General features: G+C 63.7%; 10 protein-coding genes. 8 read left to right on the top strand and 2 right to left on the bottom strand.

Annotated features, from left to right (window positions below; translation table 11 throughout):
* Positions 1–69 precede the first annotated feature (69 nt).
* From CR492_RS02655 to CR492_RS02645, 3 genes are all read left to right on the top strand, one after another.
* A complete protein-coding gene (locus CR492_RS02655) occupies positions 70–1,116 on the top strand; it encodes an HlyD family secretion protein (RefSeq protein ID WP_102842355.1) in 1,047 nt (348 codons plus the stop codon).
* Positions 1,113–3,848 (top strand): ribosome-associated ATPase/putative transporter RbbA, encoded by a 2,736-nt coding sequence (rbbA, locus tag CR492_RS02650; RefSeq protein WP_102842124.1) that lies wholly within the window; start codon positions 1,113–1,115, stop codon positions 3,846–3,848. The genes CR492_RS02655 and rbbA overlap by 4 nt, the downstream gene beginning before the upstream one ends.
* A gap of 79 nt (positions 3,849–3,927) precedes the next feature.
* Positions 3,928–5,022 carry an ABC transporter permease gene (locus tag CR492_RS02645; protein ID WP_245411944.1) on the top strand — a complete coding sequence of 365 codons (1,095 nt, stop codon included), beginning with the start codon at positions 3,928–3,930 and terminating at the stop codon, positions 5,020–5,022.
* Positions 5,023–5,051: 29 nt separating this feature from the next.
* Here the strand turns inward: CR492_RS02645 and CR492_RS02640 are convergent, their stop codons facing one another.
* Complete coding sequence (locus CR492_RS02640) at positions 5,052–6,485, bottom strand: helix-turn-helix domain-containing protein (protein ID WP_102842122.1); 1,434 nt, start codon at positions 6,483–6,485, stop codon at positions 5,052–5,054.
* A gap of 217 nt (positions 6,486–6,702) precedes the next feature.
* On the opposite strand from CR492_RS02640, the gene CR492_RS02635 reads away from it, so the two are divergent.
* The 4 genes from CR492_RS02635 to scpA are packed head-to-tail and all read left to right on the top strand — an operon-like array spanning position 6,703 to position 14,324.
* Entirely contained in the window at positions 6,703–8,235 is a 1,533-nt protein-coding gene (locus tag CR492_RS02635) for an acyl-CoA carboxylase subunit beta (RefSeq protein WP_102842354.1), read from the top strand.
* A gap of 7 nt (positions 8,236–8,242) precedes the next feature.
* Positions 8,243–10,249 carry an acetyl-CoA carboxylase biotin carboxylase subunit gene (locus CR492_RS02630; protein WP_102842121.1) on the top strand — a complete coding sequence of 669 codons (2,007 nt, stop codon included), beginning with the start codon at positions 8,243–8,245 and terminating at the stop codon, positions 10,247–10,249.
* Positions 10,246–12,114: a methylmalonyl-CoA mutase family protein gene (locus tag CR492_RS02625; protein ID WP_245411929.1), complete on the top strand. Its 1,869-nt coding sequence runs from the start codon at positions 10,246–10,248 to the stop codon at positions 12,112–12,114. The genes CR492_RS02630 and CR492_RS02625 overlap by 4 nt, the downstream gene beginning before the upstream one ends.
* On the top strand, positions 12,111–14,324 hold the full coding sequence (gene scpA, locus CR492_RS02620; RefSeq protein ID WP_102842120.1) for a methylmalonyl-CoA mutase: 2,214 nt from the start codon (positions 12,111–12,113) through the stop codon (positions 14,322–14,324). The genes CR492_RS02625 and scpA overlap by 4 nt, the downstream gene beginning before the upstream one ends.
* A 153-nt stretch (positions 14,325–14,477) precedes the next feature.
* Here the strand turns inward: scpA and CR492_RS02615 are convergent, their stop codons facing one another.
* Positions 14,478–14,873, bottom strand: a complete 396-nt coding sequence (locus CR492_RS02615) for a VOC family protein (protein WP_102842119.1) — start codon at positions 14,871–14,873, stop codon at positions 14,478–14,480.
* A 242-nt stretch (positions 14,874–15,115) separates the two neighbouring features.
* On the opposite strand from CR492_RS02615, the gene CR492_RS02610 reads away from it, so the two are divergent.
* On the top strand, positions 15,116–15,793 hold the full coding sequence (locus CR492_RS02610; protein ID WP_102842118.1) for a TetR/AcrR family transcriptional regulator: 678 nt from the start codon (positions 15,116–15,118) through the stop codon (positions 15,791–15,793).
* Positions 15,794–15,941: the final 148 nt, after the last annotated feature.

Below are 15,941 nucleotides of genomic sequence, written 5' to 3'. Positions count from 1 at the left end.
TAATAATAACGCCTTGATCCATAGAATCGACGGGCGCGAATGGATCGAGCCGTCGCAAAGGAAATTTATATGTATGCTCGCCGCGCCGCCCGATTGTGCCTGATCGCCGCCGTTCTGACCGCGACAGGCGTTGCGACGGCGCAGGGCCAGAACGACCTGAAGCAAGCCGCGACGAAAGCCGGCGAGATGATGCAAACGCTGATCGCGCGTCTGCGCGGCGGCAAAACTCCAGCCGGCATCGCCAAATCAAACGGCCGCATCGAGGCGACGCAGGTCGACGTCGCCGCCAAATATGGCGGGCGTCTCGAAACGCTCAATTTCGATGAAGGCGATGAGGTCACGGCGGGACAGGTCGTCGGCAAAATCTCCGGTCCTGAATATGAGGCTCAGCTGCGCGGCGCGCAGGCCGAGGTGTTGCGCGCGAAGCAGGCGCTCGCCGAAGCGGTCGCGCTGATCGCGCAGCGCCAGAGCGATCTGACCTTCGCCAAAACCGATCTCGAACGCGGCCAGGCGCTGCTGCAGCGCGGCAACATTACGCAACAGGTGGTCGACCAGAGACGCAACAAATATGAGGCGGCGGAGGCATCCCATCGCGCGGCGATGGCCCAGCGCGACCAGGCGGAATTTGCGATCCAGACGGCGGAAGCCGATGTGCAGCGGCTTCAATCGATCCTGGTCGACCTGGTGCTGGTGTCGCCGCGCAGCGGGCGCGTGCAATACAGGCTCGCGCGCGCAGGCGAGGTGGTCTCGCCCGGCCAGCGCATCCTCACCATCCTCGATCTCAACGACGTTTATATGACGATCTATCTGCCGGCGTCAGAGGCCGGCAAGCTCGCGCTCAGCGACGAGGCGCGCATCATCGCCGATCCCATTCCGCAATATGTGATTCCGGCCTCGATCAGCTTTGTCGCCACCGACGCGCAGTTCACGCCGAAAAGCGTCGAAACGGAGGATGAGCGGCAAAAGCTGATGTTCCGCGTCAAACTACAGGTCGATCCCAAAGTGCTGGAGAAATACCACCGGCAGGTCAAGACGGGCGTGCGCGGCATCGGCTTTGTGCGCACCGCGCCCGGCGTCGATTGGCCCGACGATCTCAAGGTGAAGCTGCCGCAATGACGCAAGATGTCGTCGCCGCGCTGAAGGGCGTCACCCATCGTTACGGCAAAAGGATCGCGCTCGACGACGTCAGCCTCGATATTCCCGCCCGCCGCATGGTCGGCATGATCGGTCCCGACGGCGTCGGCAAATCGACGTTGCTCGCGCTTATTTCCGGCGTCCGCGCCATCCAGAGCGGCGCGGTTACGGCGTTCGGCGCCAATATGGCCGATGAGCGCCTGCGCTTTTCCAATTGCACGCGCATCGCCTACATGCCGCAGGGGCTGGGGCGCAATCTCTACCCGACGCTCACCGTCTTTGAAAATGTCGACTTCTTCGGTCGGCTGTTCGGACAAACCGCTTCCGAACGGCGCGCGCGCATCGACGAATTATTGCGTGCGACGGATCTCGACCCATTCCTCGACAGGCCGGCCGGGCAGCTTTCTGGCGGCATGAAGCAGAAGCTCAGCCTCTGTTGCTCGCTGATGCATGATCCGGAGCTGCTCATTCTCGACGAGCCGACGACCGGCGTCGATCCTCTCTCGCGCCGCCAGTTCTGGGATCTGATCGGCTCGATGCGCGCCCGTCGCCCGGACATGAGCGTCATCGTCGCGACCGCCTACATGGATGAGGCGGCGCGCTTCGACTGGCTCGCGGCGATGGACGCTGGAAAAATCCTCGCGCAAGGGCCGCCGCGCGACATTCTGGAGCGGACGCACGAGACCTCTCTCGACAGCGCCTTCATCGCCCTTCTGCCGGAGGAAAAGCGCGCGCAGCACAAGCAGGTTCTGGCGCGGCCGCGCCCCGACAGCGCCGGCGAGCCACCGGCGATCGAGGCCGAGGGGCTGACGCGGCGGTTCGGCGATTTTGTCGCTGTCGACCATGTGAGCTTTCGCATCGGTCGCGGCGAAATCTTTGGCTTTCTCGGCTCGAACGGCTGCGGCAAATCCACCACGATGAAGATGCTGACCGGCCTCTTGCCGGCGACTGAAGGCTCGGCGAAACTGTTCGGCAGGCCGATGGCCGCCGACGACATGGCGATGCGGCAGAACGTCGGCTACATGTCGCAGGCCTTCTCGCTCTATAGCGAACTGACCGTCCGGCAGAACCTCGAACTGCACGCCCATCTCTATCATTTGCCGCCGAATGAGATCACCGGGCGCATTAACGAACTGTTGCAACGCTACGATCTGCGCGAAGCCGTCGATCAGCGGCCCGACAGCCTGCCGCTCGGCGTCAAGCAAAGGCTTCAGCTTGCCGTCGCCGTGCTGCACCGGCCCGCTGTCCTGATCCTCGACGAGCCGACGTCCGGCGTCGATCCGATCGCGCGCGACTCCTTCTGGCGCACCCTTATCGATCTGTCGCGCGACGATGGCGTCACGATCTTCATCTCGACGCATTTCATGAACGAGGCCGAGCGCTGCGACCGGATTTCACTCATGCACGCCGGCAAGGTGCTGGCTGTTGGAACGCCACGCGAGCTGGTTGAGAAGCGCGGCGCGGCGACGCTCGAGGACGCCTTCATCGGCTATCTTATCGACGCCGCGGCGACGGCCCAATCTTCCGCGCCTGTAGAAAACAGGGCCGCGCCGCCGCCGGCTGTGGACCATTCCGGCAAGACGAGGCGCTTCGATCCAAGGCGCCTTTGGGCCTATGCGCGGCGCGAGACGATGGAGCTTCTGCGCGATCCGATCCGGCTTGCCTTCGCTCTCCTCGGGCCGCTGATTTTGATGATGGCTTTCGGCTACGGCATTTCCTTCGACGTCGAAAACCTCAAATACGCCGCCTTCGATCAGGACCGCACGCCCGAGAGCCGCCGGCTGCTCGAGAGCTTTTCGGGATCGCGCTATTTTTTCGAGCAGCCTCCGATCGAGTCGCCGGCCGAGATGGAGGAGCGCTTCAAGCGCGGCGAACTGAGCCTCGTCGTCGAAATCCCCGCCGGCTTCGGCCGCGACATGCAAAATTCGCGCACGCCCGAAGTCACCGTGCAGATCGACGGCGCCATGCCCTTTCGCGGCGAAACGGCTCGCGGCTATGTGAGCGGCATCGCTGTGCAATATTTGAGGGACCGGACGGTTGAGAAGCTCGGCCCCAACGGGGTTACATCCACCGTGAACATTGAGACGCGCTTTCGCTATAATCAGGCCTTCAAGAGCGTCAACGCCATGGTTCCTGGCATCATCGTGCTGATGTTGATTCTTATCCCCGCGATCATGTCGGCGGTCGCCGTGGTCAAGGAGAAAGAGACCGGCTCGATCGCCAATTTCCGCGCAACGCCGATCAGCAAGTTTGAATTTCTGTTCGGCAAGCAGTTGCCCTATGTTGGCGTCGCCATGGTGAGCTTCCTTCTGCTCGTGCTGCTCGCGGGCGTTTTGTTCGGCGTCGAGGTCAAGGGCTCCTTCGCAACGCTCGCGCTCGCGAGCCTTTGCTATGTTTTCGCGACCACCGGCTTCGGCCAGCTCGTCTCGACATTTACCCGCACGCAAGTGGCGGCCGTTTTCGCGACCTCGATCCTTTGCATGATCACCGCCGTAAATTTTTCGGGGCTGCTGGCGCCGGTCGCCTCGCTGTCAGGCGGCGCGCGGCTGATCGGCCTCTCCTTTCCGGCCGCCTGGTATCAACCCATCAGCATCGGCGTTTTCACCAAATCGCTCGGGCTGGCCGAGTTCTGGGTCAGTATCCTGGCGCTTGTCGGATTCGCGCTCGCCTATCTTGCCGCCGCGCAATTCCTTCTGAAGAAACAGGAGCCCTGACGTGAAGGCGCCCGCCGGGAATGGAACGAAACCGGACGCGGGAGGGCTCCGCGCGCGGCTGTCCACGATCTACCGGCTGATGGTGAAAGAGCTGCGCAGCATCAGGGCTGACCCTGTGATGCTGGTCCTCGTCGTCTATTCCTTCACCGTCGCGGTCTACACCGTCGCGAACGGCGCTTCGACCGAGGCGATCAATCTATCGGTCGGAATTGTCGATGAAGACCATTCCGAGCTGTCGCGCCGGATCGCCGATGGATTGACCCCGCCGCTGTTCCAGCGCGCCGTCGAAGTTTCGGCCGGCGGCATCGACAAGGTCATGGATGAGGGCCGGCTCGTCTTTGTGATCGAGATTCCACCACGATTCCAGGCCGACATCCTCGCCAGCCGCACCACGTCCGTGCAGGTCGACATCGACGCCACCGCCATCACGCAGGCGGGCAATGGCGCCGTCTATATTCAGAACATCATCGCGACAGAAGTCGCCAATTTCCTCTCGGGGCGCGAAGGAACGACCGAGATCCCTGTAAACGTGGTCACCCGCGCAAAATTCAATCCGAACTTGAAATCGAGCTGGTTCACCTCGGTGATGCAGGTCATCAACAACATCACGCTCTTGACCGTCATACTGACCGGCGCGGCGCTGATCCGCGAAAGGGAGCAGGGAACCGTCGAACATCTTCTCGTGATGCCGGTGACGCCCTCGGAGATCATGCTCGCCAAGATCCTCGCCAATGGGCTTGTCATTCTCATCGCCGCCGGCCTGTCGCTGACCCTCGTCGTGCAGGCAGCGCTGTCCGTGCCGATCGCCGGCTCGATCCCGCTGTTTCTCGGCGGCTCGTGTTTCTACGTTTTCACCGTGGCGGCGCTGGGCATTCTGCTCGGCACCATCGCCTCCTCGATGGGCCAGTTTGGCCTGCTTGCGATTCCCGTGCTGCTCATCACGCAGCTTCTGTCTGGCAGCAGCACGCCGATCGAAAGCATGCCTGTCTGGCTGCGCTATCTGATGCAGACGCTCAGTCCGACGCCGCATTTCGTCGCCTTCGCCCAGGCCGTTCTTTACCGCGGTGCGGGCCTCTCCATCGTCTGGCCGCAACTTGTCGCCGTGGCGGTGATCGGGGGGGCCTATTTCTTGTTCGCGCTGCGCCGCTTCCGCCGGGTCATTTTCGGCGCGTAGACAGGCGCCGCCCAGCGCAACCAGCCGCCTCACTCGCCGCTTCTCAGTCTGTAGGGGGCGAGACCGCGTTCATTGGCGTCGATCTCGATCGCCGCGTCGAGCGGCGGCACGGCGCGTTGCAAACAGTCTTGCCGTTCGCAGACGCGGCAGGCGACGCCGATCTTGGCGACCGTTGCCGAACTGCGAAGATCGATCGCATCGGAATAGACAAGATCTTGCGCATGATCGATCTCGCAGCCAAACCCGATCGCGTAATTGCGCTGCGGCGAGCCGAACGAGCCGCCCTTCTTGGCGATCGAGCGCGCGACCGAAAGATAGCGCACGCCATCCGGCATTTCGGCGACCTGCACTAGAAAATGATTGGGCCGCTCGAACGCCTCGTGAATGTTCCACAACGGACAGGCGCCGCCATAGCGCGCGAACTGGAACCGCGTCGCGCTGTGGCGCTTGGTGATATTGCCGGCGCGATCGACCCGCAGGAAATAGAAGGGCGCGCCTTCGCGGCCCGGCCGCTGCAGCGTCGAAAAACGATGGCAGACCTGCTCGATGCTGACGCCGAACTGCCGCGACGGCCGCTCGACGTCATGTCGGGCCGCGCGCGCTTCGCCGGAAAAGCGCGCATAGGGCATCACAAGCGCGCTGGCGAAATAATTGGCGAGCGCAAGTTTCGCGATTTTTCCGGAGGCCGGGCTTTTGAACCGCGCGCCGTCGGCGAGTTCGTCGATCTTTTCGTGCTGCGTGCGCGCCGCAATATGACAGCCGAGCAGGAATTTCTGTGTCGCCGGCTCCTGATCGGCGTCGAGGAACAGGACGCCGATATCGGGATCGTAGCGGCTGATCGGGCCGCCGGCCGCTTTCGGCGTCGAGACCACGACGCGCGCGCCGAGCTCGCGCGCTGAATAGTCGGCAAGGCTTTGATAAGATACCGCATTCTCGCCCCAGAGCCGTTCGGCCAGGGCCTCGGCGCTGCGGTCGAGCGCATCGCAGTAATTGCCCATGAAATGGAAGAAATCCCGGACCTCGTCGAAGGCGAAGGGACGCCTTTGCGCCTCGACCCCGCCCTCGCCCTGACGCAAGGCGTCGTCGAGCCCGCGATAGCGCTCCTCCATGCGGCGATAGGTGGAATGCAGATCCAGCATGGCGCGAACGAGGTGGGGCGCAGCAGTCGAGATCGCCTTCAGTTCGCGGCCGCTGACGCTGGCGTGCTCGAACAGCGGATCGGACAGCATCTCGCGCAGGTTTGCGGCAAGGCGCTCCGGCCCATCGTCGTAAAGATCGGCGACCTGCAGCTTCAGCACGCGCGTGACCTCGACGAGGATCGCGGCGGTGAGAGGGCGCTGGTCGCTTTCGATCTGGTTAAGATAGCTTGGCGAGATGCCAAGGCGCCTCGCCACGAGCGCCTGCGGCAGGGATAGCTCCTCGCGGCGGCGCCTCAGGATCTGTCCGGCGAACAATTTCTTCATTTTTGTAAATCCGTTTGATTTACAGATTTGCAAGTTCGCCCGATTTGGATTGATCGCGCCGCTTACTGCAGTAGAACGCAAGAGTCGGTTCGACAACAAAAATCAGGCCGGCCCGCGCCGCTGCGGGCAGAAAGCCGCTTCTCTTTCAAAACGCCTGAAAATTTGTGAAGATTATGCGCCGCCGCAAAGGCGCGTCCGCAAAAGGAAACGTCTCGCCATGCGACATGTCATCGAGGAGCTTGAACGTCGCCGTGACGAGGCCCTCGCGGGCGGCGGCGCGCGCCGCGTCGGCGCCCAGCACGCCAAGGGGAAGCTGACGGCAAGAGAGCGCGTCGAGCTTTTGCTCGATAAGGGCTCCTTCGAGGAGTTCGACATGTATGTCGAGCATCGCTGCGCCGATTTCGGCATGGAAAAGCAGAAGATCCCGGGCGATGGCGTGGTCACCGGCTGGGGCACGATCAATGGCCGCGCCATATTCGTCTTTTCCAAGGATTTCACGGTGTTCGGCGGCTCGCTTAGCGAGGCCCACGCCGCCAAGATCATCAAGATTCAGGATATGGCGCTGCGCACGCGGGCGCCGATCATCGGCCTGTTCGACGCCGGCGGGGCGCGCATCCAGGAAGGCGTCGCGGCGCTTGGCGGCTATGCCGAGATCTTTCGCCGCAACGTCGAGGCCTCGGGCGTTATTCCACAGATCTCGGTGATCATGGGGCCCTGCGCCGGCGGCGACGTCTATTCGCCGGCTATGACCGATTTCATCGTCATGGTGCGCGACACCAGTTATATGTTCGTGACCGGGCCCGAGGTCGTCAAAACCGTCACCAATGAATCCGTCACCGCCGAGGAACTCGGCGGCGCGCGTATTCATACGACGAAATCCTCGATCGCCGACATCGCCTTCGACAATGACGTTGAGGCGTTGCTGCAGTTGCGCCGGCTGATTGATTTTCTTCCCGCCAACAATACCGGCGGCGCGCCGCATTGGCCGAGTTTTGACGACGTCGATCGCGTCGAGCCGAGCCTTGATACGCTGGTTCCCGACAACGCCAACAAGCCCTATGACATCAAGGAGCTGATCGAGAAAACGGTCGACGAGCGGGACTTTTTCGAGATTCAGGGCGCTTTCGCCGGCAATATCGTGACCGGCTTTGGCCGCATCGACGGGCGCACGGTCGGCTTTGTCGCCAATCAGCCGATGGTGCTCGCCGGCGTGCTCGACTCCGACGCCTCGCGCAAGGCGGCGCGCTTCGTGCGCTTTTGCGATTGCTTCGACATTCCGATCGTCACTTTCGTCGACGTTCCGGGCTTCCTGCCCGGCGTCGCGCAGGAATATGGCGGTCTGATCAAGCATGGCGCGAAATTGCTGTTCGCCTACTCGCAATGCACCACGCCCTTGATCACGGTAATTACGCGCAAGGCCTTCGGCGGCGCCTATGACGTCATGGCCTCAAAGCACATCGGCGCCGACGTCAACTACGCCTGGCCCTCGGCGCAGATCGCGGTGATGGGCGCGAAAGGCGCCGTCGAGATCATTTTCCGTCAGGACATGGCCGATAAGGATAAGATTGCGGCGCTGACCAAAAGCTATGAGGACCGCTTTCTGTCGCCCTTCGTCGCCGCCGAGCGCGGCTATATCGACGAGGTGATCAAGCCGCGGGAGACGCGGCTGCGGATTGCGCGGGCGCTCGCCATGCTGCGCGGCAAGACAGCCGAAAAGCCATGGCGCAAGCACGACAACATTCCGCTGTGAGGACGCAATGTTCGGAAAGATCCTGATCGCGAACCGCGGCGAGATCGCCTGTCGCATCATCAAGACCGCGCGCCGCCTTGGCGTCGCGACGGTCGCCGTCTATTCCGACGCCGATCGCGACGCAAGGCATGTCGAGATGGCCGACGAGGCAGTTCATATCGGTCCAGCGCCGGCGGCGCAAAGCTATCTTCGGATCGAGAACATCCTTGAGGCCTGCCGCAAGACCGGCGCCGAGGCCGTGCATCCGGGCTATGGCTTCCTGTCGGAGCGCGCGGCTTTCGCCGAGGCGCTGGCGGCGGACAATATCGCCTTCATCGGCCCGAATGTCGGCGCCATCGCGGCGATGGGCGACAAGATCGAATCGAAGCGCTTCGCACGCGCCGCCGGGGTTTCGACGGTTCCGGGCAATCTCGATATCATCAAGGATGGCGCGGACGCCGCGCGCATCGCCGCCGAGATCGGCTTTCCGGTCATGATCAAGGCGTCGGCCGGCGGCGGCGGCAAGGGCATGCGCATCGCAAGATCGGCAAGCGAGGTCGAGGAAGGATTTGCGCGCGCCAAATCGGAAGCCAAATCCTCGTTCGGCGACGACCGCATCTTCATCGAGAAATTCATTGAAAACCCGCGCCACGTCGAGATCCAGATCATCGGCGACAAGCATGGCCATGTGATCCATCTCGGCGAACGCGAATGTTCGATCCAGCGGCGCAACCAGAAGGTCATCGAGGAAGCGCCCTCCCCCCTGCTTGACGCTGCGACGCGCGAACTCATGGGCGCGCAGGCGGTGGCCCTCGCCAAAGCGGTCAGCTATGATTCGGCCGGCACCGTCGAATTCGTCGCGGGCCAGGACCGGAGCTTCTATTTCCTCGAGATGAACACAAGGCTGCAGGTCGAGCATCCCGTCACCGAGCTGATTACCGGCCTCGACCTTGTCGAGTTGATGATCCGCGTCGCCGCCGGCGAGCCGCTGGCGCTGGAGCAGGAGGATGTGCGCCTCTCCGGCTGGGCCGTCGAAAGCCGCGTCTATGCCGAGGACCCGACCCGCGGCTTCCTGCCCTCGATCGGGCGGCTCACCACCTACCGGCCTCCGGCCGAAGGCAAATTCGGCGAACTCACCATCCGCAACGACACCGGCGTCGTCGAAGGCGGCGAGATCGCGATCCATTATGATCCGATGATCGCCAAGCTCGTGACCCACGCGCCGACGCGGAGCGAGGCGATCCACGGCCACAGCGCCGCCCTCGACGCCTTCGCCATTGACGGCATCCGCCACAACATCCCTTTCCTTTCAAGCCTCATGTCCCATCCGCGCTGGCGCGAGGGGCGGCTCTCGACGGGATTCATCGCCGAGGAATATCCGGAAGGCTTTTCCAACCCGGCGCCAACCGGCGCGATCGCCCTGCGCCTTGCCGCCATCGCGGGGGCGATCGACTACCAGCTCAACCAGCGCAAGCGGCAGATTTCCGGTCAGATGCCGGTCGCCAAGGCGGTCACCTTCGAGCGCCGCCGCCACGTCGTCGTCGGAGCGGAAGACTTCGCTTTCGAAATCGATGAAACGCCGAAAGGCCTCGATCTTGCGTTCGAGGACGGGCGGCTCGTTTCGATTATCCCGATGTGGAAACCGGGCGAGCCGGTCTGGCGCGGCGTGGTCGACGGCGAACGCATCGCTGCGCAGGTCCGACCCATTTTGAACGGCGTGCTGCTCGCCCATGGCGGTTTTTTTGCCGAAGCGCGCATCTATACCCAGCGTGAAGCCGAACTCGTGCGGCTCATGCCGGAAAAACGTACGGCGGACAGCGGCAAGCATTTGCTCTGCCCAATGCCCGGCCTCATCCGCGAGGTTCTGGTAAGCGAAGGGCAGGCCGTGAAGGCCGGCGAAGCGCTGGCGATCGTCGAGGCGATGAAGATGGAGAATATCCTGCGCGCCGAGCGCGACGCGACGATCGGCAGGGTCTATGCGGCGGCGGGTCAAAGCCTTGCGGTCGACGCCGTCATCATGGATTTTGCGGCGTGAGCGCGCTCGCCTTTGCCGACGCCGCGGGCGAGGCCGCCTGGCGCGCCGCGGTCGCGCGCATCATGGCGAAATCCTCATCCGGCGCGCTTCCGGCCTTCCAGACCGATGACGCTATTCCGATCGCGCCGCTCTACCCGAAAGCCGACCCCGCGCCGCAGCCCTGGCGCGCCGCAAACGACTGCCGCATCATCGCTCGCCTCGATCATCCTGATCCCTTCGCGGCGAAGGCGCTCGCAACCGCCGATCTCGAAGGCGGCGCCAACGGATTGACGATCAGCTTCGAGGGCGCCGCCGCCGCGCGCGGTTTCGGCCTTCGCGCGCAAAGCGCCGAGGATCTCAATCAGGCGCTTGGCGGCGTTCGTCTCGATCTGATCTCGCTTCGCCTCGAACCCACCCCAGGCGGCGTCGGGGGCGCGCTGCAATTCGCCGAGCTCATCGAGCGGCGCAACCACGATCCGGCCTCGATCGACGTCGATTTCGGCTTTGATCCGATTGGCGTTTTCGCGGCGCGGGGCGGTCCCCCGACCAATTGGAAGGATCAGGAAGCCGCCGTCGCCAGCGCCTGCGCAACGCTGCGCGAACATGGCTTCGCCTCGCCTCTCATGCGCGCGGACGCGCGGCCCTACCACGAGGCGGGCGCAACCGAGGCCGAGGAACTCGCCTCCGTGCTGGCGACTGGCGTCGCCTATCTGCGCGCCCTCGCCAGCGCCGGCCAGCTGGCCAAGGCATCGACCGCGCTCAGTTTCGTGCTCGTCACGGAAGCCGACGTGTTGACGGGGATCGCCAAATTGCGCGCCCTGCGGCGGCTTTGGGCGCTTGTCGAAAAATCCTGTGACATTCCGAGCGCGCCGCTCCGGCTTCACGCCGAAACGTCATGGCGCATGCTGACGCGCCGCGACGTCTACGGCAATCTGTTGCGCGGCGCGCTCGGCTGCGCAGCGGCGATGATCGGCGGGGCCGACAGCGTGAGCGTGTCGCCCTTTACGGCGGCGCTGGGCCTTCCGGATGAATTCGCGCGGCGGCTCGCCCGCAACACCGGCGCGATCCTTTCGGATGAAAGCTATTTGACACGCGTCGCCGATCCGATCGCGGGATCCGGCGCGATCGAGGCGCTGACCCTCGCACTATGCGAAAAAGCCTGGGATCTGTTTCAGAGGATCGAGACGGCGGGCGGCTTCCCGAAGGCGCTCGCCTCGGGCTTCTGGCAGGACGCCATTGCTTTGTCGCGCGCCCGGCGCCGGCAGGATTTCGCCTCGCGCGCGCGCGCCCTCACCGGCGTCAGCATCTTTCCTGATCTTGCCGAAATCGTTCCGCCCGTGCTGTCGCCAAGCCGGCGCGCGGCGGCGGCCGCGGCGCGATCGGCGCGCGGCGCGCTCCCATGCCAGCGCGACGCCGAGCCGTTCGAACGTCTGCGCGACAAATCCGACGCATGGCTCGCCGCTCATGGCGCACGTCCACGTATTTTTCTGGCAAGACTCGACGCCAACGCCGAATCCGGCGCGCGCCGCGACCTTGCGCGGAGCGTGTTCGAGGCCGCCGGCTTCGAGACGGCCGGGCTTGAGACTTTCGCCGACCTCAAAGCGCTGACCGACGCCTGCTTTGCTTCCGGCGCCCTCGCCGCATGCCTCTGCGCGAGCGAGGCGGCTCACACCGCGAGCGGCAACGGTCATGAACACGTCTCGGGCAGTCGTCTTGAGGCCGCCGCGCGCGAACTTTCCGCGATCGGCGTAAGGGTGGTGGTCGCGAGTTGGCCCGGCGAGTTCGAGGGCGCGCTGCGCCGCGCCGGCGTCGAGGATTTCATCTTCGCCGGAAGCGACGCCGTTTCTTTCCTGCGCCGGATCTGGAACAAAAAACCGAGGGCATGATGCGAATTCCTGACTTCGCCAAGATCGCGTTCCATTCCGTGGCGATCAAGACGCCGGCCGCGGATGGGGGCCTCGCCGAGCCGTCCTGGCTGACGGCGGAGGGCGTCGCCGTAAAGCCCGCCTATTCGCCGCAGGACCGCGCGGGGCTTCCGGCCGTCGACGGTTTTCCCGGCCATGCGCCCTATCTGCGCGGCCCCTACCCGACCATGTATGTCAACCAACCCTGGACGATCCGGCAATATGCCGGCTTTTCCACCGCCGAGGACTCCAACGCCTTCTACCGGCGCAATCTTGCGGCGGGCCAGATGGGCCTGTCCGTCGCCTTCGACCTCGCGACGCATCGCGGCTATGATTCTGATCATCCGCGCGTTTCCGGCGACGTCGGGATGGCCGGCGTTGCGATCGATTCCATCTACGACATGCGCACGCTGTTCGACGGCATTCCCCTCGACCGCATGTCGGTGTCGATGACGATGAACGGCGCGGTTCTGCCAATCCTCGCCCTCTACATCGTCGCGGCGGAAGAACAGGGCGTGAAGCCGGAGCAGCTACAGGGCACCATTCAAAACGACATTCTCAAAGAATTCATGGTGCGAAATACCTATATCTACCCGCCCGGCCCGTCGATGCGGATCGTCTCGGATATCTTCGCCTACACGTCGGCGCGCATGCCGAAATTCAACTCGATCTCGATCTCTGGCTATCACATGCAGGAAGCGGGCGCCCCGGCCGATCTGGAACTCGCCTACACGCTCGCCGACGGCGTCGAATATGTGCGCGCCGGACTCGCCGCCGGCCTCGACGTCGACGCTTTCGCGCCCCGCCTGAGCTTCTTCTTCGCGATCGGCATGAATACCTTCATGGAGGTTGCAAAACTCCGTGCGGCGCGTCTCCTGTGGAGCCAGCTTATGGCGCAATTCGCGCCGAAATCGGAAAAATCGCTGATCTTGCGGACGCATTGCCAGACGTCGGGATGGTCGCTGACGGCGCAGGATGTCTTCAACAACGCAGTGCGCACGACAATCGAAGCGCTGGCCGCGGCGCTCGGCGGCGCACAGTCGCTGCACACCAACTCGCTCGACGAGGCCCTCGCCCTGCCGACCGATTTCTCGGCGCGGATCGCGCGCAACACGCAGATCATGCTGCAGCTGGAAAGCGGGATCACACGGACGATCGATCCTCTTGGGGGATCCTATTATCTCGAACGTCTGACGGCCGATCTCGCCGCACGCGCGCTGAGCCATATCGCGGAAATCGAGACGCTCGGCGGCATGACCAAAGCGATCGAAGCCGGCGTGCCGAAACTGCGCATCGAGGAAGCGGCGGCCAAGACGCAAGCGCATATCGACGCCGGGCTGCAGACGGTTGTCGGCGTCAATCGATGGAAGCCCGAGACAGAAGCGCCGCTCGAGGTGATGAAAGTCGATAATTCGGTCGTCCGCGCGGCGCAAATCGCAAAACTCGAGCGACTGCGCGCCGAGCGCAGCGCGGAAGAAGTCGAACGAGCTCTCGCAAAACTGAAGGAAGCGGCCGCGCACGGGACCGGAAACCTTCTCGAATTCGGCGTCGAGGCGGCGCGCGCCAAGGCGACCGTCGGCGAGATCTCGGCCGCGCTCGAGAGCGTCTACGGACGCCACGCCGCCTCGACCAGGGTGATTTCCGGCGTCTATCGCCGCGAGGCGGGCGCCGCCAATGAGGCCATTCACCGGGTCGCGGATCTGACCATGGGCTTCAGCCACAATGAGGGCCGCAAACCGCGCATCCTCGTCGTCAAGCTCGGCCAGGACGGGCATGACCGCGGACAGAAGGTAATCGCCTCGGCCTTCTCCGATCTCGGGTTCGACGTCCGCATCGGGCCGCTGTTCGCAACCCCCGCAGAGGCGGCGGCGCAGGCGATCGACGAAGAGGTCCATATCATCGGCGTCTCCTCCCTCGCCGCTGGTCACATGACTCTGCTGCCCGAGCTCAAGGCCGAACTCGAAGCGCGCGGTCGCGGCGACATCATGCTTGTCGTGGGCGGCGTCATTCCGCCGGCCGACGTCGCCCCCTTGCTCGATGCGGGGGTCGCCGCCGTGTTTCTGCCCGGGACGGTTATTCCGCAGGCGGCGGAGCGCCTCATCAACGAACTCAGCATACGGCGCGGCTACGCGCAAAAGCCGCCGTCCGCCTATATGGAGAAGCCGGCGCGCGGCGCACGGCCGGCGCCCTGAACCCGCGTCAGAGCTCCGCCTCCCGCCTGATCGCGCGCAACGGCGGATGGGCGCTGCGAAATTGGCGGGGCTTTCGAGGGTCGAGCAACACGGGTTTACCGGCCAGTGCTGACAAGGATGGCGTCCGCCAACACTATTGCCCTCCCGTCGTCGCTAACGGTAGCGCCCGTGGCTTTGCAACACCTCGATTTTATAGCCATCCGGATCCTGAATAAAGAAGAACCGCGCCATAAGGGCGCCGTCGTGAAACATTTCCTTGATCGGATTCGGCGCCAATCCGCGCGACGCCATAAGGTCTCGCTCGCGCTCAAGATCATCGACAACAAAAGCAAGATGGCCATAGCCGTCGCCGAGCGCATAGGGCTCCGTCCGGCCATGGTTGATGGTGAGTTCGAGCTCGAAATCGGCGTCGGCGTTGCGCAGATAGATGAGCGTGAAGTCGTCAAAGGGGATTCGATCGGCGATCTTCAGTCCGAACGCCGCCTCATAAAAGTCGACCGAGCGCTGCTCCTCCAACACGCGGATCATCATGTGAATGGCTTTTGTCATATGTCGGTCACGCTCCTTCAATGTGTGGCGGTCTGCGATCCTGGCGGTGATTCTCCGGTCAGGATGAACAGGCCGGCGCAAAGCGGAAGCTCCGCCGTCGCCTGCGCAAGACTAACTTTAGCTTAATCTGCCGGCCTTTAAGTCGCAATCGGGACACACAAAGGCGTCATTGAAGGTTGAGTTGGATTTTACAGAGAGGTATATGGTTTGATGTTCAGAAATACGCAGGTAGTGGCAGCCCCATGATGACATCTCCGGCCCGGAAATACCGCGCTTCGGAAAAGCGGGAGAGCACGCGCCAGCAAAACAGCGCCGACATCCAGGCGGCGGCCTGGCGCGTGTTCTGCAATGTGGGAATGGACGCGGCGAATGTACGCGACATCGTCAAGCTGAGCGGCCTCTCTCCGGGCACATTTTACAACTATTTCCGTACCAAAGAAGCGATCTTCGAAGTTATCGCGCAAGATCTATTTGAGCGGCTGCGGATCGAGACTCGCGCAGTTCGCGCACGGGCGACAAATCCGGAAGAGTTGCTGTTTCTCGCCTATAGTTCCTACCTCGATTTCGTCCAGTCGATCGACGGCGCAATGGATTTCATCCAACGCAATCAGCACTACATTCGCTCGGAGGTCTATCCGTCAACGGCGATCCACAGCCTCTCGACCGATCTGGAGCGAGATTTACGGCGCTTCATCCCCCCGTCCGCCATGTCCGACGAGGAAACCGGTTTATTCGCCGCCATGATTATCGCGGCTGGCGCCGAGGCCGTCTTTCGCGCGACCCAGCCGCCAGAAATCCGGATCGAAGCGCTGCGGGCGTTTCTGACGAGATTTATGCTTGGCGGCTTGAACGCCTGGCGGCCGGCCGAGCCTCAACCGGCGTCGCCCGATCGCCGACCTTCGGTCGCCAACGACGCCTGAACTGTCTTTACAATCCGCGCCCCGCCCCCTGGCGCGATTTGACGCGCGCGCGCCGCCGCCAGCGTGATCGACGCCGCGCCGGCTCTAGCTATATATTGCGCCGCCGGAGCGACGTTGTCGTTTGACATGCCGCGGCGGCTGCGCTCCT

The sequence above is a fragment of the Methylocella silvestris genome, from assembly GCF_002891535.1.
GTDB lineage: Bacteria > Pseudomonadota > Alphaproteobacteria > Rhizobiales > Beijerinckiaceae > Methylocapsa > Methylocapsa silvestris_A.
The sequence above is the reverse complement of the archived record's forward strand: the minus strand, read 5'-3'. Positions and strand labels throughout refer to the sequence as shown.

What these genes read in the sequence shown, in the direction of transcription:
- CR492_RS02655 (WP_102842355.1), top strand. Translation starts at nt 70, where the DNA reads ATGTATGCTCGCCGCGCCGCCCGATTGTGCCTGATCGCCGCCGTTCTG.
- rbbA (WP_102842124.1), top strand. Translation starts at nt 1,113, where the DNA reads ATGACGCAAGATGTCGTCGCCGCGCTGAAGGGCGTCACCCATCGTTAC.
- CR492_RS02645 (WP_245411944.1), top strand. Translation starts at nt 3,928, where the DNA reads ATGGTGAAAGAGCTGCGCAGCATCAGGGCTGACCCTGTGATGCTGGTC.
- CR492_RS02640 (WP_102842122.1), bottom strand. Translation starts at nt 6,485, where the DNA reads ATGAAGAAATTGTTCGCCGGACAGATCCTGAGGCGCCGCCGCGAGGAG.
- CR492_RS02635 (WP_102842354.1), top strand. Translation starts at nt 6,703, where the DNA reads ATGCGACATGTCATCGAGGAGCTTGAACGTCGCCGTGACGAGGCCCTC.
- CR492_RS02630 (WP_102842121.1), top strand. Translation starts at nt 8,243, where the DNA reads ATGTTCGGAAAGATCCTGATCGCGAACCGCGGCGAGATCGCCTGTCGC.
- scpA (WP_102842120.1), top strand. Translation starts at nt 12,111, where the DNA reads ATGATGCGAATTCCTGACTTCGCCAAGATCGCGTTCCATTCCGTGGCG.
- CR492_RS02615 (WP_102842119.1), bottom strand. Translation starts at nt 14,873, where the DNA reads ATGACAAAAGCCATTCACATGATGATCCGCGTGTTGGAGGAGCAGCGC.
- CR492_RS02610 (WP_102842118.1), top strand. Translation starts at nt 15,116, where the DNA reads ATGATGACATCTCCGGCCCGGAAATACCGCGCTTCGGAAAAGCGGGAG.